The sequence below is a fragment of the Microbacterium halimionae genome, assembly GCF_011761265.1.
GTDB classification, from domain to species: domain Bacteria; phylum Actinomycetota; class Actinomycetes; order Actinomycetales; family Microbacteriaceae; genus Microbacterium; species Microbacterium halimionae.
The window spans coordinates 1,041,399-1,065,740 of the sequence record NZ_JAAOZB010000002.1; the positions used below are offsets into that span (position 1 = coordinate 1,041,399).

Below are 24,342 nucleotides of genomic sequence, written 5' to 3' on the forward strand. Positions count from 1 at the left end.
TCTTAGGAAGCGAGATAGCGACGGATAGCGTCAGCGGCCGGTGCGGGTGTCTCGTAGTGGATGAGGTGACCGACACCCTCGATCTCAACCAGTTCTGCGTCGGCAAAGAGCCTTTGGAGCCTGCGTTCTGCCTCAATCGGCGTGATGTCGTCGCGGTCGGCCGCAATCAGCAACACGGGTTGATCGATTTTTCCCGCGAACTCACTGACGTCGTGAGAAACCGAAGCGATGAATGCTTCGTGGAGCACGTCTCGATCAAAAAATCCTGAAAAGTAACGATCATGTTGGTCGTGAATAAAGCGGCGAAGCTCAGGGTCGCGCGTCTTCGCCATGGATACGCTCATGACTCGCACAACGATCCCATTGCGAAGCAGCAACTCCCCCACGTTGCGCGGGAGTCTTGCGCCCGCCCAGTAATAAAACACCGCCAGACGCGTGAGAATGCCACGTGGCCCCTCAAGAGCGGGAGCACCTATCGGGTTGACCAGGATCACGCGCGGCGTGCTGAGGCCGTCGGCAACCGCGGCCGCAACAACAATCGAGCCAAACGAATGGCCGAGCATGACGGCGCCGGGTGCTTCGGTCGATACAAAACTGTCGAGCCACGAGGCGTAGGTGGCCAGCGAATGCTTCTTTTCCGGGAGCGGTGGACTCTGACCAAAACCGGGGATGTCCGGCGCGATGATGCGATAGCCCTCCAGGTGCGCAATGACTGGCTCCAGTCCGTGGTGGTCACCCCGAAAACCGTGCACGAAGACGATGGTCTTATCAGCGTCTGCGGCGCCGTAGACCCAATATGCGGTGGTCGCTCCGTGAATGACGACTTCACGCCGCTCAACAGGAATGGCCGCGAGGCGTTCGGCATACGGATCGAAGACATTCACACGATCGATTCTATGAGCGCGATGTCCACCGGAGGTCCGGCGCGCCCGCTGCGATGGTCGAGCGCACATCGCCTACCGTGAATTGCATGCTCGACAAACCAGAGACCTCTGAATCCTCTCCCCTGCCAGCGTGGGCTGCGAATCTCGGAGTTTTCGATCTTGAGACCACCGGTATCGACGTTGCACGTGATCGCATCGTTTCAGCACACGTAGGCGTGATCGATACGACTGGGCGGCAAACAAGCTCCCGAACATGGCTGGCTGATCCCGGCGTGGATATCCCAGCTGGCGCCACAGCGGTGCATGGGATCACAACAGAGCACGCACGTCGCCATGGTCAGCCGGCGGCCGACGTTGTGTATGAGATTGTTGCAGCGCTCGCCGAGCTCTTCGCTGCGGGAACACCGGTCGTCGCCTATAACGCCCCCTTCGACTTCTCGCTGCTAAACCACGAAGCGCTGCGACATCAGGTTTCGCCACTCCAGCTACCATTTCCCGTCGTCGATCCGCTCGTTCTCGATAAAGCACTGGATCGATATCGGAGGGGCAAGCGGACACTCGAGTCGGTATCTGAGCACTACGACATCTCGTTGACGGGTGCGCATAATGCGGAAGCGGATGCAGTCGCTGGTGGCCGCGTGGCGCAGGAGATAGCTCGTCGCTACCGGGACGAACTGCCGGGCAGCACGAGCGAGCTACACGAGCGCCAAGCGGAATGGGCGGCTGAGCAAGCAGCAAGCCTCTCGGAGTACTTCGTGAGGATCGGGCGCATTGCGGCTACGGATCCGATCGATGGGCGCTGGCCCGTCCGGTAGTCCTTGGAGTCCTCTCACGCAGGTCGAGATGAGATTGCATAAGAAAGGGCCGGTCAGAATGAGTTCTGATCGGCCCTTTGCCCCTTATGCACCAAGAGTGTCCTGCAATCACATGTTGGTCGCCGCCACAGCAAACAACGACCTGACATCACTGTATAACGAAAAGATAACGCAGCATGCGTAGATCGTGCCGTGTAGCGAAGTTTCTTAACAAACCCAAAGATTCACCCCGCGAAACCGCACCCTAAAACGGTGGCGGATCGGGCTCTGGGTCGGGATCTAGGTCCGGGTCGGGGATGAAGCGGAGCATCGGTGCGGGCGTGTCGAGGTAGGCCCGCCCTGTCGGGCTCAACCATTTGAGCTTGCCCGAATCGAGTTGGGTCACGCTCCATGTGGTCTGGTGTTTCAACACGTGGTGTCTTCGACAAAGGTGCGCCAGGTTCGTGTGCACTGTCGCACCGCCCAAGGCCGCATCGATCGTGTGGTCGATATCTGACCGCCACGGTGCCATCCGGCATCCCGGAAACCTGCAGTGCTCATCCCTCACCCGCAGAAACCGACACATTTCAGTGGTTGGCCGATACGTGTCGACGCCGATCACACCGCCCGACACGGGATCCGTCAACACCCGATCCCAGATGCCTGTCCGGCCGGCAATGTCGCGCAGGGTGCCAGGATCCGCTGGCCCGTACCCGGACAGATCACCCGCAGCATCCGAAATCCCAGCAGGTGTTGTCGCGGGAACCGTGACTTGCACGTGCGCACGGATACCCTCAGTCGCGTCTTGACCGTGCACGCACGCGTCGCCCGTGAGGAGCAGGTCGAAGAACGCATCCGTGCGGGCTTCATCCATCGTCCGCAAAGGTGCACGGTCACCGTCGTCGCCGACTGGCTTTTCGACGTCAAGGGCTTTCTCGGCATCGAGTGCGGTTCGGGCGAACTGACACAACCGGTCGAAGACGCCGTGGACGAGCACAGCAGGACCGATCGCGGACAGCTCAGCCATCCCATCGTCAAGAATCTGGCACCGACACCCGTCGCCCACCCAACGCTTCCCGCTGGCGCTCCGCCAACGATTGCGGGGTGAGTTTCTCGGCAATCGCTTTCGCGATACCGCGCAGTCGCCCCGAGGTTTCCACGCGGGCTCGCTCCAGAACGACGTCTTCGTACCGTGCGCGTACCGCAGCATCGGTGATCCTTGCGTCCTCGCTCGTGATCACGTTCGCGTGCGACCGGCTGATCTCACCACTCTGCAACGCCCGGTGTGTGGCGGGAGAATCTTCGACGAGGGTCAACGCCGAACTGAACTGGGCTTGCACTGTCCGCTCGCTCACACGCAACGCCGCCGCGACTTCTGCTGTCACTTCCCGCATCTGCAACTCCGCCGTCCCGGACGAGGAGCTGCCAAGGGCAAGATCAACCGTCGCCGCCATCAGCGTGGCCTCAACTGCCTGATACGCCGCAACCGCACGCCGCGCATGTGCAAGACCATCGATCATCACGTTCAGAGCCTGCAGATCAACACCCGTCACCGACACCGAGGCCGATGCCGATGCCTCGGCGCGGCCATAGCCGTCCGGTGCAGGATCGTTGAGAGGTTCGATGCTCATACCGAAAGCATGACACCAACCTCAGACATTGCTTCGACATCAGGTGTCAAGACCTGGGCATGCAGAAGGGCCGGTCGGAGAGGCCTCCGGCAAATAAGAAAAGGACCCCGCGATTGCGGGGTCCTTTTCTATATGAGTGACTACTTGCTGGAGCCACCGAAGTTCTTGAAGCGCTGGTTGAACTTCTCGACGCGACCGGCGGAGTCCATGATGCGCTGCTTACCCGTGTAGAACGGGTGAGACGCGGATGAGATCTCAACGTCGATGACCGGGTACTCAACACCGTCGAGCTCGATCTTCTTGTCACTCGACACTGTCGAACGCGTGAGGAACGTGTCACCCGAACCGAGGTCACGGAAAACGACGGCCTGGTAGTCGGGGTGGAGGTCAGTCTTCATAGCGGATCCTTGTGATGGTGCGGTTCTGAGCGATTCAAAACCAGGGAAGTCTGCGGTGCAAACGCACCAAACATCGATCTTATCAGCAACAGCGCAGCGTTGCCACACGCACGCGTCAGCTCGTGGCGCGAGCCGAATAGCGCCCGTGTTCGCTGGACAGCGAAATCTTCATGCCGAACGTTTCGGTCAATGCCTCAGAAGTGAGCGTCTCCGAGAGCGGGCCCGAAGCGATGATTCGCCCGTCGCGCATCAAGAGGACGTGAGTGAACCCGACCGGGATCTCTTCGACGTGATGGGTCACCATGATCATGGCCGGCGTCGAGGGAGCTTGCGCGTACCCGCCTAGCAGGGTCAACAGCTCCTCTCGGGCACCAAGGTCAAGGCTTGCACTCGGCTCATCGAGCAGCAGGAGTTCAGGGTCGGTCATGACAGCGCGCGCGATCTGGACTCTCTTCTGTTCTCCATCTGAGAGTGTGCCAAATGTGCGATCAGCAAGGTGGTCGAGCTTCCACTCCGCCAACACGCGCAGTGCACGCCGCTCATCGACATTCTCGTAAGACTCGTTCCACCTGCCAACGACAGAGAACGCCGCAGTGAGAACGACGTTGAGGACTGTCTCGTTGGGCGGGACTCGCTTCGCGAGCGCGGATGAAGCGAAGCCGATGCGTGGCCGTAGTTCAAATACGTCGGTGCGTCCAAGCCGCTCACCCAGGATCGTCACCGAACCACTCGTCGGGTGATCAAGCGTGTCCGCAAGCTGGAGCAGCGTCGTCTTGCCTGCACCGTTGGGTCCAAGAATCACCCAACGCTGATCATCGGCGACCTGCCAATCCAGGTGGGAAACGATCTCCCGGGCGTTTCGGCGGACGACAACGTCAGAGAAATCGAGAACCTGCGTCATACCTCAACCTTAACGGCCAGCCGCCGTAACCTCTGCGTACAACGCCGCAGTCTGAGCGGCAATCGAATCCCAACTGAAGTCTTCTGCGGCTCGCTTCCGACCAGCCGCGCCGTACGCTGCCGCCTGATCACGATCGCTGACGACTTCCTGCAGAGCGCGTGCAAGATCTGCGACGAATTCGTCAGGGTTCACGGGAGTTCCCGTACCATCTTGCAGCTGTTCGATCGGAACGATCCGGCCGGTGATCCCATCGAGCACAACTTCGGGAATTCCACCCGTTGCAGTACCAACCACTGCCGCACCACAGGCCATTGCCTCAAGATTCACAATGCCCAACGGCTCATAAATCGACGGGCACACAAAGGTCGTTGCGGAGGTCAAAATTACGCAGAGGTCACGACGTGGCAGGTGTCGATCAATCCACACAACGCCAGTTCGAGTGCTTTGGAGCGCAGCAACGAGGGCCTCCACCTCAGCCAGAATCTCTGGTGTGTCAGGCGCGCCCGCGCAGAGGACTATCTGAACTTCAGGCGGAAGCTGCTCGACGGCACGCAAGAGGTAAGGGAGGCCCTTCTGTCTCGTGATTCGTCCAACGAAGACAACAGAAGGACGCTCGGGATCGATGCCCAGCTCTCGCAGCACGTCATTGTCATGCTCCGGATGCCACGCCTCCACATCAATACCGTTGTAGATAACGCGAACCTTTTCCGGGTCCAGATCCGGGTAGCTGCGCAGAATATCGCGGCGCATTCCGTCGCTCACCGCCACAACAGCTGCTGCCGACTCGTATGCCGTTTTCTCGATATAGCTAGAGACGGCGTACCCGCCGCCCAGCTGCTCCGCCTTCCACGGACGCAAAGGCTCGAGGCTGTGTGCCGTGACGATGTGAGGGATGCCATGAAGAAGCGATGCGACGTGTCCGGCGAAGTTCGCGTACCAGGTGTGGGTGTGAACCACATCGGCCCCCGCAACGTCGGAGACGATTTCGAGATCGATACCCAACGTCTGTATCGCTGGATTCGTAGCGGCCAATTCTTGCGGGACCGTGTACGACGTGGTGTCTGATTCGTCGCGATCGGCGCCAAAGGCTCGCACCCTGACATCAAGCGTCGCACGGAGAGCTTTGACAAGTTCGGTGACGTGCACTCCGGCACCACCATAAATTTCGGGTGGATATTCCTTGGAGACGATATCGACGCGCATGTCAAGGACGCTAGTACACGCGCGGTGGGGGGCATAGTCTTGGCGCATGCCTGCTGCCCCCAAGGTCTTCGGAATCATTCTCGCTGGCGGAGAAGGCAAGCGCCTGATGCCGCTCACCGCCGATCGTGCCAAGCCCGCTGTGCCATTTGGAGGTCAATACCGCCTTATTGACTTCGCGATATCCAATCTCATCAATTCAGGGCTCGGCCAGATCGTTGTGCTGACCCAATACAAGTCACACAGCCTTGATCGCCACGTGTCTCAGACGTGGCGGATGTCGCCGCTGCTTGACTCATACGTCACATCCGTTCCGGCTCAGCAACGTCTGGGCAAGCGCTGGTTCTCCGGCTCGGCTGATGCGATTTTGCAAAGCCTCAATTTGATCAACGATGAGAAGCCCGACATTGTCGTCGTGGTCGGCGCAGACCACGTCTATCGGATGGACTTCCGGCAGATGTTGGACGCTCACATCGAATCCGGTGCGTCAGCAACTGTCGCCGGAATCCGACAGCCGATCGGGATGGCTAATCAGTTCGGGGTCATCGACGTCGAAGAAAGCGACCCGACTCGCATCCGTCAGTTTCTGGAGAAACCACAGGAGATTTCCGGGCTCCCCGACAGCCCACACGAAATTCTTGCGTCAATGGGCAACTACATCTTCAACACCGATGCCCTCATCGCAGCTGTCGAAGCTGACGGTGAAATGCCGACGTCGAATCACGACATGGGCGGCGACATCGTGCCCTACTTCGTCAATCGAGGCGAAGCTGCCGTCTATGACATGAAACGCAACGATGTTCCCGGCTCGACCGAACGCGATCGCTCCTACTGGCGCGACGTGGGAACCATCGATTCGTTCTTCGACGCCCACATGGACCTCATCTCGACTCTGCCAATCTTCAACCTCTACAACATGCAGTGGCCTATCCACTCCCAGCTCGTCAACTCGCCGCCCGCGAAGTTCGTACGGGATTCGGTAGGCCGTATCGGCAACACGATCGATTCCATTGTTTCGCTCGGATCTGTGCTCTCTGGAACCCATCTCGAACGCAGCGTGGTTGGTCCCTGGACACTCGCCGAAGCGGGTGCGACGGTCACAGATTCGGTCGTGTTCGACCGAGTGCACGTCGGAGCAGGCGCCCGCATTCATCGCGCAATTTTGGACAAGAACGTCGTTCTCGCTGACGGGGCGACAGTCGGTGTCGACCGCGAACGCGACCTCGCCCGCGGTTTTGCCGTCACAGAGTCCGGAATCACAGTTGTCGGAAAGAATGTCTACGTCGAAGCGTAAAAATCACTGCCCTGCTGAGCATGATCTCCATGCTGAAGTGATTGGTCGTGCGGCGGGTTCGATAGCGTGATCTGGTGACAAACCGAACCAAAGCCCGTTTTCTCGTTGTACTCGACGCGGACTCGACCCTCATTCGTAATGAAGTCATTGAACTGCTCGCGGACGAGGCGGGGCGCGGGCCAGAGGTTGCAGCTGCGACTGAAGCAGCGATGCGAGGAGAGGTCGACTTCGCCACCAGCCTTAGGTCGCGTGTTTCAGCACTTCGCGGTGTCCCGACGACTTCTTTTTCGAACGTGCTGTCCCGCATTGAGCCGACACCAGGGGTCAAAGATCTCACGATGGCGGTCCACGAGCGTGGCGGCATCGTCGGTGTGGTCTCTGGCGGCTTCCACGAGATACTCGACACCGTTGCACCGGAGCTCGGGGTCGATGTGTGGCGTGCCAACCGGCTTGACGTCGCAGACGGAATGCTCTCCGGATTGGTGCGCGGGGAGATTGTCGACGCTCAGGTGAAAGCAGACACGCTTCTCGAATGGGCACGCGAATACGGAGTTGACCAGCAGCGCACTCTCGCCATCGGGGACGGCTCAAACGATCTGCGGATGATGGGGGTCGCGGCGCTCGGCTTGGCCTTCAACGCCAAGCCGCTCGTCAAGTCTCAGGCAGATCTCGTGATCGGTCGACTCGATCTGGCCGAGGTTATTCCTCTACTCCCCTGAGATGAGCCGACGGAGGCTCCCGAGGAGATACCAGCGGCGTCACGAATCAGTGGCCCATTCCGAGGCCACCGTCGACGGGGATCACAGCACCTGAGATGTATGCCGCGTCATCAGAAGCCAGCCACGTGACGACACCGGCTACCTCATCGGCCGTAGCGAACCGTCCAGCCGGGATGCTGCGCTTGTATTCAGCCTGAGTCTCTTCAGCGAGGGCAGCGGTCATATCAGTTTCGATAAACCCTGGAGCGACGACGTTCGCGGTAATGCCGCGCGACCCCAGTTCACGGGTTAGTGATCTTGCGAAGCCAACAAGACCACTCTTCGAACTCGCATAGTTAATCTGCCCCGCAGAGCCGTACAACCCAACAACGCTAGAGATGAGGATGACGCGTCCCCAGCGAGCTTTGAGCATGCCTTTCGACGCCCTCTTCACGACGCGAAATGCGCCGCCGAGGTTTGTCGCAACGACGGAGTCGAAGTCGTCCTCGGACATGCGCAGAAGGAGAGTGTCTTTCGTGATGCCAGCATTGGCAACCACGACTTCAATCGGGCCTAGCTCTCGCTCGATCTCAGAAAATGCGATGTTTATGCTGGCTGCATCGGTGACATCGGCCCGCACTGTGAGGGTCCCTTCGGGCCCTTCACCCGACCGTGCTGTGACAGCGACCTTCGCACCTTCGGCTACGAAACGCGCAGCGATCGCGCGGCCAATCCCACGATTTCCGCCGGTGACAACCACAACACGACCTGAAGACACAACAACTCCCGAGAAAAGAAAGAAAAGGGTCTGACCAGCCTATCGATCCGAGGTTTGACACTTGGTGCTCACACTGCGAATCTGAAAGAAACAACGAAAGGGAACTACCGTGAGCACTAACGAGCCCAACAGTGGGCAGCCCGGCTACAGTTCCGACTCACCCGCACCGCCAGCTCCTCCCACTCCGCCCGCACCGCCCACTCCCCCCACTCCGGATAAGTACTCGCCACCGGCGCCGTATCAAGGTCCTGGTTATGCATACCCGCCGCAAGCACCAACGAACTCGCTCGCAATCATTGCTTTTGTGTCATCGCTCGTTGGACTGACGGTCCTTCCATTCGTAGGTTCTGTTGCCGCGGTCATCATGGGGCATATTTCGCTGAAACAGCTCAAAACCAGCGCTGAGTCCGGGCGTGGTTTCGCGCTTGCCGGAACCATCATCGGGTGGGTTGGCGTGGGGCTGGGTGTTTTGACCATCGTCGGGATCTTGCTCTTCTTCCTTTTTGTCTTCGGCGTCGCGGCATCTTCGTCGGGTGGCTACTACTCTTGAGAGCCCAGCACGTTGCATCGGCGTAGGCTGATAGCACCGTGAAAACCTCGCCGAAGCCTCAATCAGCTACCTCGTTGCCGCGCGCTCCGCGCGAGGCTTCAGACGCACGCAACACGAAGTATCTCGTGATGATGGTGATTCGCGTCATCTGTTTCATTTTGATGGCAGCAATCACGCCATATGGCTGGTATACCTGGCTCTTTGCTATCGGGGCAGTTTTCTTGCCATACGTCGCGGTTGTCGTCGCGAATGTGGGGAAGGAATCAGACGTTCCCGAGCGAGAGGTTCCCGACCGACAGATCGCGGCCGAGGACCAGGAAGTCCTTCCACAAGATGACACCCCCCTCGTCATCACGATCACTGAATCCCCGATGAATCCGGAGGATCCGTCGCGATGAGCGATGTCACGTGTTCACGCGCTGGATGCCGAGAAGCCGCTACGTCACGGATCGACTGGCGAAACCCCCGTATTCACGATGCTGAGCGTCGGAAGACCTGGGTGGCATGCGGTGAGCATGTGCTCTTTCTGCGTGACTATCTTTCGAGCCGTGGATTTCCGGTAGAGGCCCAAGCGCTCGTGAGCTCTGCGGAGGAAAAGGCGTGAGCAACACCCTTAGCCCGTCCGCGCGAACCAGATGGCGTTGGGCGGGGTACATCGCTATCGCGATCGTTTTCGCGATCGTTTGTGCCTATTTGTCCCATTGGCAATTCAGTCGAAACTCGGATCGAAACGCCGAGCTCGCCCTGGTTGCGCTGAACTACGACGCTGAAGCCGTGCCGGTCGAAGAACTGATCCCTGAGCCGGATGTCTTCTCTCCCAGCGACGAGTGGCATCCGGTGACTCTTCAAGGCCACTACATCGAGGATGAGCAGCTGCTCGTGCGAAATCGTGCGCGAGGTGGCACATCAGCATTTGAGGTGCTGGTGCCTTTTGAATTGACGAGCGGACGCGTGTTCCTCGTCAATCGCGGCTGGATTCCGCCAGGAGAAGGTGCGCTCCCCGAAGACATCCCCGCAGCACCCTCCGGAGAAGTCACTGTCACCGCACGAATTCGCGATGGTGAAGCGCTCCCGACATCCGGACGCTCGGCACCTGAGGGACAGGTACCGACGATAAATCTTTCTCTCATCGATGGGATCGTCGACTCGACTATCGACACCAGCGCATATCTCTTGATGGAATCGGAAAGTCCCGCGCCAGCAACATCACCGAATACTATTGAATCTCCATCAGACGACCCTGGGCCGTACCTTTCATACGCTGTGCAGTGGATTCTTTTCGCGGTGATGGGCTTTATCTTTATCGGCTACATCATTCGAACAGAACGCAAGCACCGTCGCGAAGACGAGGAATCAGACGACGAAAGTCCCGGCGACGAGCACCAACGGCGGCCGCTGTTCGCACGCAGCCGCGACCGAGATATGCAAGACGAAGACGCGCTTCTCGACCACGCGCGCTGATTACGCGAGCGTGATCAGGTCGACGTAGTCGCGACCCCAGATGTCTTCGACACCATCGGGCAAGATTAGGACCCGTTCCGGGTTCAACGCTTCTACAGCGCCTGCATCGTGGGAGACCAAAACAACAGCTCCTTCGTAGTGTGCAAGCGCGTCGAGGATCTCGTCCCGTGATGCGGGGTCAAGGTTGTTCGTTGGCTCGTCGAGAAGCAACATGTTCGCCGATGAAACCACGAGCGTTGCAAGCGAAAGACGTGTCTTTTCACCGCCGGAAAGAACTCCTGCTGGCTTCAGCACATCATCTCCCGTGAAGAGGAACGATCCGAGAACCTTGCGGGCTTCTGTCGCAGTAATGTTGGGCGCCGAGGACATCATGTTCTCGAGCACGGAACGATTAACGTCGAGATTTTCGTGCTCCTGGGCGTAGTAACCAATCTTCAACCCATGGCCCGGTTCGAGCTGTCCGGTATCAGGTGCATCGACGCCGGCGAGAATTCGCAAAAGAGTCGTCTTACCCGCTCCATTGAGGCCGAGCACAACAACTTTCGACCCGCGGTCAATTGCAAGATCCACGTCGGTGAAGATCTCAAGCGAGCCATAAGACTTGGAGAGTCCCGAGGCCATGAGGGGAGTCTTTCCGCACGCAGCTGGTTTCGGGAAGCGAAGCTTCGCGACGCGCTCATCTTGACGCACATCGTCGAGGCCAGAAAGCATCTTCTCCGCACGCGCGACCATCTGGTGTGCTGCAGCCGCCTTCGATGCCTTTGCGCCGAATTTTGCCGCCTGCAGCTGGAGAGCCGTGGCTTTCTTCTCGACGTTGACGCGCTCTTTCTTACGCCGCTCTTCGTCAGCCACGCGCTGCCGAAGGTAGTTCTTCCAATTCATGTTGTAGACGTCGATGCTTTGGCGATTAGCGTCGAGATAGAAAACGCGGTTGACGGTCTCCCCCACGAGTTCAACATCGTGACTGATCACGATTAGCCCGCCTTTGTACCCCTTCAGGAACTCACGAAGCCACACGACTGAATCTGCGTCGAGGTGGTTTGTTGGCTCGTCGAGAATCATCGTCTGTGCGTCAGAGAACAGGATGCGGGCAAGTTCGATGCGACGACGCTGACCGCCTGAGAGCGTCTTCAGCGGCTGATCGAGAATGCGGTCCGGCAGCGAGAGGTTGTGAGAGATCGATGCGGCCTCGGCCTCTGCAGTGTATCCACCGAGAGATTCGAAGCGCTCCATCAGGTTGCCGTATCTCCGCATTGCGCGATCCGCGACATCAGGGTCTTCATCAGCCATCGCTAGCGAGGCCTCAACCATCCCAAGTGAGATTGTTCCCAATCCTCGCGCGTCGAGAATTCGAGTGCGTGCAAGCATCTCGGGGTCTCCCGAACGCGGGTCTTGAGGCAGATACCCCAGCTCCCCACGACGTTCGACGCCACCATCGGCTGGGAGCAGGTCGCCAGCAAGCACTTTGGTAAGAGTGGTCTTACCCGCTCCGTTTCGTCCGACGAGTCCGATCTTGTCGCCGTCCGACACTCGAAAAGAGACGTCTGACATCAGCACGCGGGCGCCCACGCGAATTTCTAGGTCGTGCACCGCGAGCACAGTGATCGTCCGTTTCTTTTGGGGGCAGGGAACAAAAATGACCGATGGCCAGCCCTCTAGTGTATCGGAGAGAGCGGCGAGCACGCTCCACTCGCACTTCCCAGGTCAGGTCATCTCCTGTCTATCGTCGGTTTGGCCCGACACACCGCATGATCATCCGTCGGCTTCTTCGGCAACGACAAGTAGCCTGCGCCGACCGACAAAAAAAGGTGGTTCTCCAAAACTTTTTGAGAACCACCTCTTTTGCTAGCTAAATTCAGATCGAAAACCCGAGAGCGCGCATCATGTCTCGGCCGTCGTCCGTGATTTTCTCCGGACCCCACGGCGGCATCCACACCCAATTGATGCGGAAGCGCTCTACGACGTTGTCGAGAGCCTGCGCCGTCTGCTCCTCCAGAACATCGGTAAGCGGGCAGCCTGCCGATGTGAGTGTCATGTGAATGACAAGAGCATCGTTCTCGTCATCCCACGCGAGATCATAGATGAGGCCAAGGTCCACGATGTTGATCCCGAGCTCGGGATCCATCACGTCTTTTAAGGACTCCGTGACTTCGTCAAACTTGTCCGGGCTAAGTGTCGCCGTCATGATGCGATTCTACGCGTCCGCGTCAACAACGGGCTCGAGAAAGCGGTCGTAGCCTTCGTCTTCGAGCCGTGCAGCCAGCTCCGGGCCACCCTGCTCAGCAACTCGGCCCGCGACGAGCACGTGCACATGATCAGGGGTGATGTATTTCAGGATGCGGGTGTAGTGCGTGATCAGGAGTACGCCGAGTCCGGTTTCTTCCTTCGCGCGGTTGACACCTTCTGAAACGATCTTCAAAGCGTCAACGTCAAGTCCCGAATCAGTTTCATCGAGTACTGCGAACCGTGGTTTGAGCAGCTCCAACTGGAGAATCTCATGGCGCTTCTTCTCGCCACCAGAGAAACCTTCGTTGACGTTACGAGACGCGAACTTCGGATCCATTCGCAGCCCCTTCATCGACTGCTTAACGTCTTTTGTCCACGTACGAATCGAGGGGGCTTCACCGTCGATCGCTGTCTTGGCAGTGCGTAAGAAGTTTGTCACCGTGACGCCAGGAATCTCCACTGGGTACTGCATAGCAAGGAAGAGTCCTGCGCGTGCCCGCTCATCTACGGTCATCGCCAGCACGTCTTCGCCGTCGAGGGTGATCGATCCGCCAGTGACCGTGTACTTCGGGTGGCCGGCGATCGTATAAGCAAGCGTGGACTTGCCAGAACCATTCGGCCCCATGATGGCGTGCGTCTCCCCCGTACGGAGGGTGAGCGTGACGCCGTTGAGGATCGGCGTGGTTCCTTCTTCCGTGTCGACCGTGACGTGCAGGTCGCGGATCTCGAGGACAGACATCAGATTTCCTTCTTCACAGTGGGATCGATGAGCACGTCATCGCCGTCGATGACGACGGCGTATACGGGTACTGGCTCATACGCGGGTAGATTAAGGGGTTTGCCGGTAAGAAGCGAGAATGCAGAACCGTGCGCCCAGCACTCCAGAGTTTCGCCTTCTACGAAACCGTCTGCGAGTGAGATGTCACCGTGAGTGCAGACATCACCGATGGCGTGCACGTCACCCGCGGAATCGAGAACTACAGCGATCGCGACGCCATCGACTTCGACGCGAGTGGCCGCATCCTGTTCGAGCTCGCTAAGGGCGCACACGCGAGTCGCGGTCATTGCACGACCTCACGTGTGAGTTCGGCCTCAATCGCTGTCATCAGCTCAGCCTCAAGCGAGTCGATGCCAATCTTCTGAACGATCTCGGTCAGAAAGCCCATCACAACGAGACGTCGAGCTTCTTCTTCGGAGATGCCGCGGGCCTGCAGATAAAACAACTGCTCGTCGTCGAAACGACCAGTAGCGCTGGCGTGGCCGGCCCCTCGGATATCGCCAGTCTCGATCTCCAGGTTTGGGATCGAATCTGCCCTAGCGCCCTCGGTCAAGACGAGGTTTCGGTTCGCCTCGTAAGAGTCGGTGCCGGTGGCATCCGGGCCGATGAGAACATCGCCGATCCACACCGTGCGGGCGCCCTCGCCTTGAAGTGCGCTCTTGAAAAGCACATCGCCGCGAGTCTGAGCACCCTTGTGGTGAAGATAAACCTGACTTTCGAGATGCTGGCCAGCGTCTGCATAGCTCAGACCGAACATCTCTCCGTGAGATCCGGTGCCCGAAAGCTGGAGGCTGGGGTTGACCCGGGTGAGCGCTCCCCCGAAACTCACGGTCGTGTGACGGAGAGAGGCGTCTTTATCCACACGTGCCTGATGGGATGCCGCGTGAACCGCATCATCGTCCCATTGCTGGACCGAGACAACCTCGAGGTGTGCGCCGTCGCGAACGATAATTTCAACGTTCTCGCCGAAAGCGAGTGTTCCGTGGTGCCGAAGTACAACTTTTGCCCGGGACTGCGGCTCTGCAACGAGCACGACATGCGCGTGTGCAACGCCGCCGTGGCCCTGCACGGTGATGACGACCGGCTCAGCGGTTTCGACGCCGCTCGGAACGCGGATGTACGTCGCGTTGTCATCTTGCTTCCACGTCACGGCCGCGATGCGGTCTTCAGGGACGAAAAACTCGCCTCGGGGAGACTCACCCGATGCCAGAGTCCCTACGCTGACGACACTCGGCGCGTTCACCGTGATCGTTACGGCGTCAGAGCGGTCGGAAACGTCTTGCAGAAGAGGTTCGATAATCCGCTGCGGTGTGTGCTTCCAGTTGACCTCACGGCCAGTCGGAATGCCGAAATCATCAGGCTCAAACGACGTTGGACGCGCGGATCTTGTTTGAACCGGTACGAACGCCGCGGCAGGGTCGATATGACCCTCCGCAACGCTCACGGGGGTCTGAGTCGCAGAACTCATCAGCCGACGGATCCTTCCATGCCCATCTCAATGAGCTTGTTTAGTTCGAGTGCATATTCCATCGGCAGCTCCCGCGCGATGGGTTCGATGAACCCGCGCACGATCATGGCCATAGCTTCAGCCTCGTCGAGGCCTCGGCTCATCAGATAGAAAAGCTGCTCTTCGCTGACTTTGGAGACAGTTGCTTCATGCCCGAGCTGCACATCATCCACGCGAATATCGATTGACGGATACGTGTCACTTCGCGAGATGGAGTCGACCAGCAGAGCGTCGCATCGCACAGTGTTCGCAGAGTGATGGGCATTCGCGTCGACGCGAACCTCACCACGATAGCCAGCGCGCCCACCGCCGCGTGCGATCGACTTCGAAACGATCGAGGACTGCGTGTAAGGAGCCATGTGCACCATCTTGGCGCCGGCATCCTGATGCTGGCCGGGGCCGGCGAATGCGACAGACAGCGTCTCGCCCTTGGCATGCTCCCCCACGAGGAAGATCGACGGGTACTTCATGGTCACCTTCGAGCCGATGTTGCCATCGACCCACTCCATCGTGGCACCCTCGTGCGCTATTGCGCGCTTTGTGACGAGGTTGTACACGTTGTTCGACCAGTTCTGGATGGTCGTGTAGCGAACGCGAGCGTTCTTCTTGACGATGATTTCCACAACAGCCGAGTGCAGTGAGTCGCTCTTGTAGATAGGAGCAGTACATCCTTCGATGTAGTGCACGTAAGAACCCTCATCGGCGATGATCAATGTTCGTTCGAACTGACCCATGTTCTCGGTGTTGATCCGGAAGTAGGCCTGCAGAGGAATCTCGACGTGCACTCCCGGAGGAACGTAGACGAACGAACCACCCGACCAGACCGCGGTGTTGAGCGCGGAGAACTTGTTGTCGCCGGCGGGAATGACGGAGCAGAAGTACTCTTCGAAGAACTCGGGGTGCTCACGCAACGCGGTGTCGGTGTCCATGAAGATGACACCCTGCTCTTCGAGGTCTTCACGAATCTGGTGATAGACAACCTCAGATTCGTACTGGGCCGCGACGCCCGCCACGAGACGCTGACGCTCGGCTTCGGGGATACCGAGCTTTTCGTACGTGTTCCGGATCTCTTCCGGCAGGTCTTCCCAGCTCTGGGCCTGCTTTTCGGTCGAGCGCACGAAGTACTTAATGTTCTCGAAGTCAATATCGCTGAGGTCAGCGCCCCAGGTCGGCATTGGCTTCTTGCCGAAGAGCTGAAGGCCCTTGAGGCGATTCTTCAGCATCCATTCGGGTTCGTTCTTGAGGGCAGAAATATCGCGCACAACGAGTTCATTGATACCTCGCTTGGCGCTCATGCCCGCCGCGTCGGCGTCGTGCCATCCGAATTCGTAGACTCCCAGGCTCTCGAGCTCGGGGCGGTCAATCAGTACATCAGACATTGCGTCTCACTCTCCTTTCGGTACCCAACGGTTTCAGCCGTGCCAACATTCCTTACCTTCTTTGGAGTGCGAAGGGGAATGCTGCTTGTGGGTCCGCTCATTCGGCGCTGGCTTCGACGCGCCTAGACTGTCTGTGATGCGGAACGCTTTTGCGTTGCATCCCGACACGACCGATTCTACAGGTAACGCCCCTTCGCCGGGCCGCCGCTCTTGCGTGGCACGCTGCGCCGGACGCACCTCCAGGAGGCAAGACACGATGTCTGCGCAGCCCACATCTTCCCCCGCAGTGTCGAAATGGCGACGCATCGCGCGCTGGCTTCCCGCGCGTGTCGACAGAAGGGTCATCACTGCGGCCTGGGTCACGCTCGTCGTGCAGATCGGCATCGTCGGCACAGGCGGGCTGGTACGACTTACGGGCTCCGGATTGGGATGCCCGACGTGGCCCCGATGCACAGACGGTTCATTTGTTGCCACCGAGGAGATGGGGATCCACGGCGTCATCGAATTCGGCAACCGGCTTCTGACGTTCGTGCTAGTCATCGTTGCGATCGTGACCTTCTTATTTGTCGTGCGGATGCGTCGACAGCGACGCGACCTGTTCTGGCTGGCCCTCATCATCGGGCTGTACGTGCCGCTGCAGGCAATCATCGGCGGGATAACAGTTCTCTCGAACCTCAACCCCTATGTAGTTGGCTTGCACTATCTGGCGTCAGCGCTTCTCGTTGCTTTCGCTGCCGCGCTCGTTGCGCGGGTTTATGCAACTCCTGGGCCGCGTATTCGAGCGGTGCCGAGATGGTACGCCGCTTCCGTGCACCTCACGAGCGCGGCCGTGGCCATTACTGTCATCGTTGGTGTGCTGGTAACTGGATCCGGACCACACTCCGGGGACGGCGGCGCGAGCCGAAATGGACTGGATCCCGCTTTCATGCAGCACGTCCACTCCTGGCCCGCGTACGTTACTTTGGCGCTGACTCTCATTCTTTTAGTGGGATCCTGGCGTACGCCGGCAGCTCTTCGGCTGCGGTTATGGACCGGACTCCTGCTCGCGACTGAGGCCGTGCAAGTTGCGGTGGGGTTGTGGCAAGCTCGGACCGCACTCCCTATTGTCCTGGTCAACATCCATATGGTTCTGGCGATGGTCCTCGTGGCCGCCATGGTCGCTGTCGTGATGCACATCAAAGAACCAGCAACGAAGGCCGCGCCCGAGCGGATCAACGCGAATGCATAACGCACAGTAAATGCATAGCTGATCCATCGATCCTGCTATAAAGCTGCAGTGAACATAGAAAACATGCGTCGGCGGAATGCGCTGACCACACCAATGAGAGGCCCTCAATGAACAACCGTCCCCGTCTGTACCGCAGCATTCCCTACTGGGTGCTTGTCATCGCGTCCGTTGCGGCAATTGCCTATGGCGCATGGTTGACCGTCGACAAACTTTCAATCATGACTGCAACGCTCGCTGACGGAACAGCCACGGGTGTAGAGGTTTACGCCGGACAGGCATGGGTCGCGTTTGCCGCGGCATTCGTCGCAGCCGGCCTCATTGGTCTCGTATCAGCCCTTTCGCTCGCTGTCGCACGCTCCGTGTTCGCGTCGCCGGCAGCTGCTGTTGTCGACGTCGTCGAAATCGTCGAAGAGCCCGCTTCCGAGTCCGTCGAGAGCGTTGAGCCCACCAACGATGCAAGCGACTCGGTCGAGCAGCCCGTCGAAGAAGTCAGCGACAGCTCAGCTCAGCGCTGATCCCGCGACTCGCATCGCATCGCATCGCATCGCATCGATAAGAAGTGCCCCTCACCGCATGGTGGGGGGCACTTCTTATTGTGTATCGGTACTTAGAACGGAAGCAGCGGGTCGATCGCTATCGCGACGAAGAGAAGCGTCAGGTAGGTAATCGACGCGTGGAATACGCGCATGGGACGTGGCTCGTTGCCTCGAACAGCGCGTGCGTAAAGACGATGTGATTCGTAGATGAACCAGCCGCCGAAAACCAGAGCAGAAACGCTGTAGACGAGGCCCATGTGCGCTACAGGAATCAGCAGCAGCGAACAAGCAATCGTTGCCCACGCATACAAGATGACCTGAAGACCGACCTGCGAGCCGGACCGGGTGGAACCGAGCATGGGAACGTCGACATCGTCGTACTGACTTTTGTACTTCATTGACAACGGCCAGTAATGCGGCGGTGTCCAGAGGAAGACGAGCACAAAAAGTATGACGGCGCTCCAAGAAAGCGAACCTGTCACCGCAGACCAACCGATAACGACAGGGAAGCACCCGGCGATTCCACCCCACACGATGTTCTGCTCCGTGCGCCGCTTGAGCAAGATGGTGTAGATGACGACGTAGAAGAAGATCGCCGCTGCCGAGAGCGCCGCGGCGAGCCAATTGGTCGTTATCAAGAGCCACACCGTGGAAAAAACCGTGAGCGTCCAGGCAAAAACTAGCGCGCCGCGCGGCGTAACTTCTCCTGTGACGAGCGGACGATTTATCGTCCGCTGCATGTGCGCATCGATATCGCGGTCGAGATACATGTTGAACGTTGCCGCCGCGCCAGCGCTCATCGAGCCACCAATGACCGTAGCGAGAACCAACCAAATGTTCGGAAGTCCGCGTTCCGCGAGAATCATCACGGGCACGGTCGTCACGAGCAAGAGCTCGAGCACACGAGGCTTGGTCAGCGCGACATACGCGCGAATTTTCCGTCCAAAAGAGGAACCGGGTGATGCCTCGATTGCCGACGTCGTCGTGATGTCCATCGTCCCCACTATCGGCTGTTACAAAGTCCATCCAAGTCTATTGCATCAAGGTTCTTCACTGGCACGACTATCGTGCTGCCCCGCGACCCGAGAGAATATTGCTGAGCGACGCAAGATGCGGAACCCTCAACCGAGGCGTGGTCGCTATGCTGAAAACACAGGCGCACCTCGCGCAATCCCGATTTCTCCAATATCGCTCCGGCGTGCGGGAATAACGGATGCCGCAGGCGCGCTCCCTCTTCTTTAGGAAAGGTGGTCCGTGTGTCGGAACTGCAATGGGATGAGATCGACCAGCGCGCTGTGGATACAGCTCGCGTGCTCGCGGCGGATTCCGTCGAGAAAGTGGGAAACGGCCACCCCGGGACAGCCATGAGCTTGGCACCCGCGGCGTATCTGCTCTACCAGCGGGTTCTTCGCCACGATCCAGCCGATACGCATTGGCCTGGACGCGACCGTTTCATTCTCTCCGCCGGTCACTCATCGCTAACACAGTACGTCCAGCTGTACTTGGGCGGCTTCGGACTCGAGATCGATGATCTGAAGTCCCTTCGTACGTGGGGTTCGCTCACGCCGGGACACCCGGAATACGGCCACACCAAGGGTGTGGAGATGACAACAGGGCCACTCGGCCAGGGACTGTCCTCGTCGGTTGGCTTCGCATACGCAGCTCGCTACGAGCGCGGCCTCTTCGACCCAGAGACTCCTGCAGGCAAGAGCCCCTTTGACCATTTCGTCTACGTCATTGCATCCGACGGCGACCTCGAAGAAGGCGTCACCAGCGAAGCCTCATCGCTCGCCGGACACCAGCAGCTCGGCAATCTGGTCGTCATTTACGACTCCAACCAGATCTCGATCGAAGACGATACGAACGTTGCGTTCACCGAGGATGTCGCAAAGCGATATGACGCCTATGGCTGGCACGTTCAGACTGTCGACTGGAAGAAGACCGGCGAGTACGTCGAGGATGCTGCTGAGCTCTACGACGCGATCGAAGCTGCCAAGGGCGAGAGCTCGAAGCCATCCATCATCATCCTGAAGACCATCATCGGCTGGCCTTCACCGGGCAAGCAGAACAGCGGAAAGATCCACGGTTCGGCACTCGGCGCCGACGAGCTCAAGGCCACGAAAGAGGTCCTTGGCTTCGACCCCGAGAAGTCATTCGAAGTCGACGAAGACGTTCTATCACGTACGCGTTCGCTTGCAGACCGGGCATCCGAGGACCGCGCATCCTGGCAGAAGGCCTTCGACGAGTGGGCTGCGGCGCACCCTGATCGCAAGGCTCTCTTTGATCGCCTTCAGGCCCGCGAGCTGCCCGCGGACATCGAATCCGCACTTCCGAAGTTCGCGGCAGGCAAAGACGTATCGACCCGCGCGGCGTCAGGCCAGGTCATCAATGCTCTTGCGGAACAGCTCCCCGAGTTGTGGGGTGGCTCAGCCGACCTCGCAGAGTCGAATTTGACCACGATCAAAAACGCACCTTCGTTTATTCCTGAAGAGTGGTCGACACACGAATGGAACGGAAGTCCTTACGGTCGCGTGCTCCACTTCGGAATTCGCGAGCACGCAATGGGCGCGATCATTAACGGCATCGTTCTCCACGGTCCGACGCGCGCCTTCGGCGGAACTTTCCTCATCTTCAGCGACTACATGCGGCCGCCCGTGCGTCTCGCGGCGCTGATGAACGTGCCGTCTATCTTCGTCTGGACCCACGACTCGGTTGCACTGGGTGAAGACGGCCCAACTCACCAGCCCATCGAACAGATCGCGGCGCTTCGCGCCATCCCGAACTTCGCGCTGGTGCGTCCGGCTGACGCCAACGAGACAGCAGAAGTCTGGCTCGAAATGTTGCGTCGGCACGCTGGTCCGTCCGGAATTGCGCTCACACGCCAGAACATCCCGGTATTCGAGCGCGGCGAGGGCGCAGCTTCAGGCGAAACCTTTGCCGCCGCTTCGGAAGCTGTCAAGGGAGCATACGTTCTCGCAGAAGCGCCTAACGGAAAGCCTGACGTGATCCTCATCGCGACCGGCTCTGAAGTCCAGCTTGCTGTCGACGCCCGCGAAGCGCTGAAGAGCGAAGGCGTCAATGCGCGTGTTGTTTCGGCGCCCTCGCTTGAGTGGTTCGCCGAGCAAGACGCTGAGTACCGCGAAAGTGTTCTTCCGGCGTCTGTGACGGCGCGTGTATCTGTCGAAGCGGGTACAGCTCTCAGCTGGCGCGGCATCGTCGGTGATCGCGGACGGTCTGTCTCGATCGAGCACTTTGGCGCTTCCGCTGACTACAAAACACTTTTCCAGAAATTCGGCATCACAACCGAAGCCGTTGTTGAAGCGGCACGCGAAACTCTTAAGGAGAACGCATGAGCACCCCCACCGAACAACTTGCAGCCGCCGGCGTCAGCATCTGGCTCGACGATCTGTCACGTGAACGTATCGCTACCGGTAACCTCCAGGGACTAATCGTCCAGCGGAATGTCAGCGGCGTGACGACCAACCCCACTATCTTCGCTGGCGCTCTTGCCAAAGGTGAGGCCTACCAAGACCAGGTGAACGCGCTTGCAGCCTCTGGCGCAACTGTTGACAGCGCGATCTTCGAGATCACGACCGATGACGTGCAAGCGGCATCCGACATCTTCCGCCCGGTGTACGACGCGACAGGTGGCGTCGATGGGCGCGTGTCAATCGAGGTCTCCCCCGACGTCGCGCACGACACCGAGGTGACAATCTCGGACGCCAAGAAGCTTTGGGCGAAGGTTGATCGTCCCAACGCTCTGATTAAGATTCCTGCGACGAAGGCTGGCCTTCCGGCCATCACCGAAGTTATTGGTGCTGGCATCAGTGTCAACGTGACCTTGATCTTCAGTCTCGAGCGTCACGCGGCTGTTATTGACGCCTACCTTTCGGGACTCGAAAAGGCGCAGGCAGCGGGCATCGACCTGTCGACCATCCATTCGGTCGCATCGTTCTTCGTGTCACGCGTCGACACGGAGGTTGACAAGCGTTTGACGGCGATCGGCACGGATGCAGCGATCTCCCTCAAGAGTGCGGCGGGCATCGCAAATGCTCGCCTTGCGTTTGAGCTCTACGAGGCTGAGTTCGCAACTCCTCGCGCCAAGGCGTTGTTGGCTGCTGGCGCGAACGCTCAGCGTCCGCTCTGGGCATCGACCGGCGTCAAGGATCCCGCACTGCCGGACACGCTCTACGTGACCGAGCTGGTCACCGCTGGCACCGTTAATACCATGCCCGAAAAGACGCTCGAGGCAACATATGATCACGGTGAAATTGCAGGTGACACGATCACCAATAATTACGCGGACGCGCATGGCGTGTTTGACCAGCTCGCGTCGGTCGGCGTTGATTTCAACGACGTCACGCAGGTGCTCGAGGACGAGGGCGTAGAGAAATTCATCGTCTCGTGGCACGAGCTGCAAGAAAGTGTTAAAACAGCGCTGAGTGGCGCAGCAGAGGGAAACCGATGAGCTTTGAGCTCAAGTTGACGGGGCACGTGAAGTCGGTCGTAGACCACACGCTTCCGGGCCTCGTCGCCTCTCTCGTCGCTTCTGGGATAACCGCCCAAGACGAAACTCTCTGGGGACTCACGGCGCAGGAAGAGGCTTCTCACCGACTGGGGTGGGTGAACGCAGTCAGCGTTTCTCGCCCCTTGGTTGCAGAGATTGAAGCGCTCCGCGAAGTACTGCGTAGCAACGGGGTCACTCGAATTGTTCTCGCTGGAATGGGCGGCTCGTCGCTTGCGCCTGAAGTCATAGCGCAAACTGCGGGGGTGCCGTTGGTCATTCTCGATTCGACAGCACCAGGTCAGGTTCTCGCTGCGCTCGATGGTGATGCCGAAGCTGGCGGTCTCGCGCAAACAGCTCTCGTTGTGTCGTCGAAGTCGGGTTCAACCGTTGAAACTGACTCTGCGAAACGTGCGTTCGAGACGGCCTTCCGTGATATCGGCATCAACCCCGCTGAACGCATCATCGTTGTGACTGACCCGGGATCTCCTCTTGACACGTCAGCACGGAGAGACGGATACAAGGTCTTCAACGCGGATCCGACTGTCGGTGGACGGTATTCAGCTCTGACCGCATTCGGACTGGTCCCAGCTGGCCTTGCAGGCGTGGACATCAACGAGCTGCTCGACGAGGCAGATGCGACCCTCCTTGAAGTCGCGATTGACTCCCCCGAAAACCCTGCGCTCGTGCTAGCAGCAGCGATTGCCGGCGGCGAACCACGGCGCGACAAGCTCGGTTTGGTGAGCGACGGCACTCACATCATCGGTCTGCCCGACTGGATTGAACAGCTGATCGCTGAGTCCACGGGCAAGGGCGGAACCGGCATCCTGCCTGTCGTCCTTCTTCCGGTCTCCCCCGAGCTGGAAAGTAAGCCCGCGGACCTTCAGACTGTGCGGTTCGTGAGTGACGCTCACGAATTTCATCTCTTTGCGCACCATGAAGGCGAAGTCCTCATCAGCGGTTCGCTGGGCGCGCAGTTCATCGTGTGGGAATACGCGACCGCGATAGCCGGTCGTATTCTCGGCATCAATCCGTTCGATCAGCCCGATGTGGAGTCAGCGAAATCCGCGACGCGCGGCCTTCTCGACTCTCGCCCAGAACCGACGCCGCCGGCGTTTGCTCTCAACGGAGTCGAGGTTCGAGTATCTGATCCCGCACTTGCAGCTTCAGGAACAGTCTCCGGAGTGCTGGAAGCGCTCTGGGCGCTTGTCCCCTCAGACGGCTACGTAGCGGTTCAGGCGTACGTCAATCGACTCGAGCTTTCTCAGATTCGAGGATTGCGCGAACTCGTGGCAGCTGACTCTGGGCGCCCCACGACGTTCGGGTGGGGACCGCGTTTTCTCCACTCGACGGGGCAGTTCCACAAGGGTGGACCCGCGAACGGTGTATATCTGCAGATTCTTGAAAGCACCGACGTTGATCTCGAGGTTCCCGGGCGACCATTCACTTTCGGTGAGTTGATCCGGGCACAGGCGGCCGGCGACGAGGCAGTTCTGGCGAATGAGCACGGTCGTCCAGTTGTGACCTTGACGCTGACGGATCCGCAAGCCGATGTACTTTCTTTATTCGAAGCGGCGCAGTAGGAGCAGTTGGTA

The 24,342-nt window shown here is 59.2% G+C and carries 26 protein-coding genes; 12 read left to right on the plus strand and 14 right to left on the minus strand.

What is annotated here, in order from left to right:
• Positions 1-2 precede the first annotated feature (2 nt).
• Positions 3-884 carry an alpha/beta fold hydrolase gene (locus tag FHS06_RS12765; RefSeq protein WP_167049842.1) on the minus strand — a complete coding sequence of 294 codons (882 nt, stop codon included), beginning with the start codon at positions 882-884 and terminating at the stop codon, positions 3-5.
• A gap of 86 nt (positions 885-970) precedes the next feature.
• Here FHS06_RS12765 and FHS06_RS12770 point away from each other — a divergent pair, with 86 nt between their 5' ends.
• The gene (locus FHS06_RS12770; RefSeq protein WP_243845445.1) at positions 971-1,699 is read left to right on the plus strand and encodes an exonuclease domain-containing protein; all 729 of its coding nucleotides are present in this window, start codon (positions 971-973) and stop codon (positions 1,697-1,699) included.
• Positions 1,700-1,943: 244 nt separating this feature from the next.
• Here FHS06_RS12770 and FHS06_RS14235 read toward each other — a convergent pair whose 3' ends face one another.
• The 5 genes from FHS06_RS14235 to glgA all read right to left on the minus strand — a co-directional run bounded on the left by FHS06_RS14235 (position 1,944) and on the right by glgA (position 5,811).
• Positions 1,944-2,705 (minus strand): HNH endonuclease signature motif containing protein, encoded by a 762-nt coding sequence (locus FHS06_RS14235; RefSeq protein ID WP_167049846.1) that lies wholly within the window; start codon positions 2,703-2,705, stop codon positions 1,944-1,946.
• A gap of 7 nt (positions 2,706-2,712) precedes the next feature.
• A complete protein-coding gene (locus FHS06_RS14240) occupies positions 2,713-3,309 on the minus strand; it encodes a DUF222 domain-containing protein (RefSeq protein ID WP_167049848.1) in 597 nt (198 codons plus the stop codon).
• Positions 3,310-3,449: 140 nt separating this feature from the next.
• Positions 3,450-3,707, minus strand: coding sequence for a type B 50S ribosomal protein L31 (locus tag FHS06_RS12785; RefSeq protein WP_165138317.1), 258 nt, complete (start codon positions 3,705-3,707; stop codon positions 3,450-3,452).
• Positions 3,708-3,822: 115 nt separating this feature from the next.
• Entirely contained in the window at positions 3,823-4,608 is a 786-nt protein-coding gene (locus tag FHS06_RS12790; RefSeq protein WP_167049850.1) for an ABC transporter ATP-binding protein, read from the minus strand.
• Positions 4,609-4,617: 9 nt separating this feature from the next.
• Positions 4,618-5,811 carry a glycogen synthase gene (gene glgA / locus FHS06_RS12795; protein WP_167049852.1) on the minus strand — a complete coding sequence of 398 codons (1,194 nt, stop codon included), beginning with the start codon at positions 5,809-5,811 and terminating at the stop codon, positions 4,618-4,620.
• Positions 5,812-5,857: 46 nt separating this feature from the next.
• Here glgA and glgC point away from each other — a divergent pair, with 46 nt between their 5' ends.
• Together glgC and serB are read left to right on the plus strand one after the other, a co-directional pair.
• Positions 5,858-7,102, plus strand: coding sequence for a glucose-1-phosphate adenylyltransferase (gene glgC / locus FHS06_RS12800; RefSeq protein ID WP_167049854.1), 1,245 nt, complete (start codon positions 5,858-5,860; stop codon positions 7,100-7,102).
• A 74-nt stretch (positions 7,103-7,176) separates the two neighbouring features.
• On the plus strand, positions 7,177-7,821 hold the full coding sequence (gene serB, locus FHS06_RS12805; protein WP_167049856.1) for a phosphoserine phosphatase SerB: 645 nt from the start codon (positions 7,177-7,179) through the stop codon (positions 7,819-7,821).
• 46 nt (positions 7,822-7,867) lie between these two features.
• On the opposite strand, the gene fabG is transcribed toward serB, so the two are convergent.
• The gene (gene fabG / locus FHS06_RS12810) at positions 7,868-8,578 is read right to left on the minus strand and encodes a 3-oxoacyl-ACP reductase FabG (RefSeq protein WP_167049858.1); all 711 of its coding nucleotides are present in this window, start codon (positions 8,576-8,578) and stop codon (positions 7,868-7,870) included.
• Between the two features lie 109 nt (positions 8,579-8,687).
• On the opposite strand from fabG, the gene FHS06_RS14380 reads away from it, so the two are divergent.
• From FHS06_RS14380 to FHS06_RS12830, 4 genes are read left to right on the plus strand one after another with little or no spacing between them, the layout of a single operon-like run.
• A complete protein-coding gene (locus FHS06_RS14380; protein WP_167049860.1) occupies positions 8,688-9,128 on the plus strand; it encodes a DUF4190 domain-containing protein in 441 nt (146 codons plus the stop codon).
• 38 nt (positions 9,129-9,166) lie between these two features.
• Positions 9,167-9,526 (plus strand): DUF3099 domain-containing protein, encoded by a 360-nt coding sequence (locus FHS06_RS12820; protein WP_167049862.1) that lies wholly within the window; start codon positions 9,167-9,169, stop codon positions 9,524-9,526.
• Positions 9,523-9,732 (plus strand): hypothetical protein, encoded by a 210-nt coding sequence (locus tag FHS06_RS12825; protein WP_167049864.1) that lies wholly within the window; start codon positions 9,523-9,525, stop codon positions 9,730-9,732. The genes FHS06_RS12820 and FHS06_RS12825 overlap by 4 nt, the downstream gene beginning before the upstream one ends.
• Positions 9,729-10,589 (plus strand): SURF1 family cytochrome oxidase biogenesis protein, encoded by an 861-nt coding sequence (locus tag FHS06_RS12830; protein WP_167049866.1) that lies wholly within the window; start codon positions 9,729-9,731, stop codon positions 10,587-10,589. The genes FHS06_RS12825 and FHS06_RS12830 overlap by 4 nt, the downstream gene beginning before the upstream one ends.
• Here FHS06_RS12830 and FHS06_RS12835 read toward each other — a convergent pair whose 3' ends face one another.
• The 6 genes from FHS06_RS12835 to sufB form a co-directional block, all read right to left on the minus strand.
• Entirely contained in the window at positions 10,590-12,188 is a 1,599-nt protein-coding gene (locus FHS06_RS12835; RefSeq protein WP_167049868.1) for an ABC-F family ATP-binding cassette domain-containing protein, read from the minus strand. It lies immediately after the preceding gene.
• A 256-nt stretch (positions 12,189-12,444) separates the two neighbouring features.
• Complete coding sequence (locus FHS06_RS12840) at positions 12,445-12,774, minus strand: metal-sulfur cluster assembly factor (protein WP_167049870.1); 330 nt, start codon at positions 12,772-12,774, stop codon at positions 12,445-12,447.
• Positions 12,775-12,783: 9 nt separating this feature from the next.
• Complete coding sequence (gene sufC / locus FHS06_RS12845; protein ID WP_167049872.1) at positions 12,784-13,554, minus strand: Fe-S cluster assembly ATPase SufC; 771 nt, start codon at positions 13,552-13,554, stop codon at positions 12,784-12,786.
• The gene (locus FHS06_RS12850) at positions 13,554-13,880 is read right to left on the minus strand and encodes a non-heme iron oxygenase ferredoxin subunit (protein WP_167049874.1); all 327 of its coding nucleotides are present in this window, start codon (positions 13,878-13,880) and stop codon (positions 13,554-13,556) included. Before FHS06_RS12850 ends, sufC begins: the two co-directional genes overlap by 1 nt.
• On the minus strand, positions 13,877-15,061 hold the full coding sequence (gene sufD / locus FHS06_RS12855; protein ID WP_167049876.1) for a Fe-S cluster assembly protein SufD: 1,185 nt from the start codon (positions 15,059-15,061) through the stop codon (positions 13,877-13,879). The genes FHS06_RS12850 and sufD overlap by 4 nt, the downstream gene beginning before the upstream one ends.
• A complete protein-coding gene (gene sufB, locus FHS06_RS12860; RefSeq protein WP_167049878.1) occupies positions 15,061-16,479 on the minus strand; it encodes a Fe-S cluster assembly protein SufB in 1,419 nt (472 codons plus the stop codon). The genes sufD and sufB overlap by 1 nt, the downstream gene beginning before the upstream one ends.
• A gap of 256 nt (positions 16,480-16,735) precedes the next feature.
• Here sufB and FHS06_RS12865 point away from each other — a divergent pair, with 256 nt between their 5' ends.
• Together FHS06_RS12865 and FHS06_RS12870 are read left to right on the plus strand one after the other, a co-directional pair.
• Complete coding sequence (locus FHS06_RS12865) at positions 16,736-17,707, plus strand: COX15/CtaA family protein (protein ID WP_167049880.1); 972 nt, start codon at positions 16,736-16,738, stop codon at positions 17,705-17,707.
• A 107-nt stretch (positions 17,708-17,814) separates the two neighbouring features.
• Positions 17,815-18,222 (plus strand): dinucleotide-utilizing enzyme, encoded by a 408-nt coding sequence (locus tag FHS06_RS12870; RefSeq protein WP_167049882.1) that lies wholly within the window; start codon positions 17,815-17,817, stop codon positions 18,220-18,222.
• Between the two features lie 92 nt (positions 18,223-18,314).
• Here FHS06_RS12870 and FHS06_RS12875 read toward each other — a convergent pair whose 3' ends face one another.
• Complete coding sequence (locus FHS06_RS12875) at positions 18,315-19,238, minus strand: heme o synthase (RefSeq protein WP_167049884.1); 924 nt, start codon at positions 19,236-19,238, stop codon at positions 18,315-18,317.
• Between the two features lie 261 nt (positions 19,239-19,499).
• On the opposite strand from FHS06_RS12875, the gene tkt reads away from it, so the two are divergent.
• The 3 genes from tkt to FHS06_RS12890 are packed head-to-tail and all read left to right on the plus strand — an operon-like array spanning position 19,500 to position 24,330.
• The gene (gene tkt, locus FHS06_RS12880; protein ID WP_167049886.1) at positions 19,500-21,596 is read left to right on the plus strand and encodes a transketolase; all 2,097 of its coding nucleotides are present in this window, start codon (positions 19,500-19,502) and stop codon (positions 21,594-21,596) included.
• Positions 21,593-22,711, plus strand: coding sequence for a transaldolase (tal, locus tag FHS06_RS12885; RefSeq protein WP_167049888.1), 1,119 nt, complete (start codon positions 21,593-21,595; stop codon positions 22,709-22,711). Before tkt ends, tal begins: the two co-directional genes overlap by 4 nt.
• A complete protein-coding gene (locus tag FHS06_RS12890) occupies positions 22,708-24,330 on the plus strand; it encodes a glucose-6-phosphate isomerase (protein WP_167049890.1) in 1,623 nt (540 codons plus the stop codon). The genes tal and FHS06_RS12890 overlap by 4 nt, the downstream gene beginning before the upstream one ends.
• Positions 24,331-24,342: the final 12 nt, after the last annotated feature.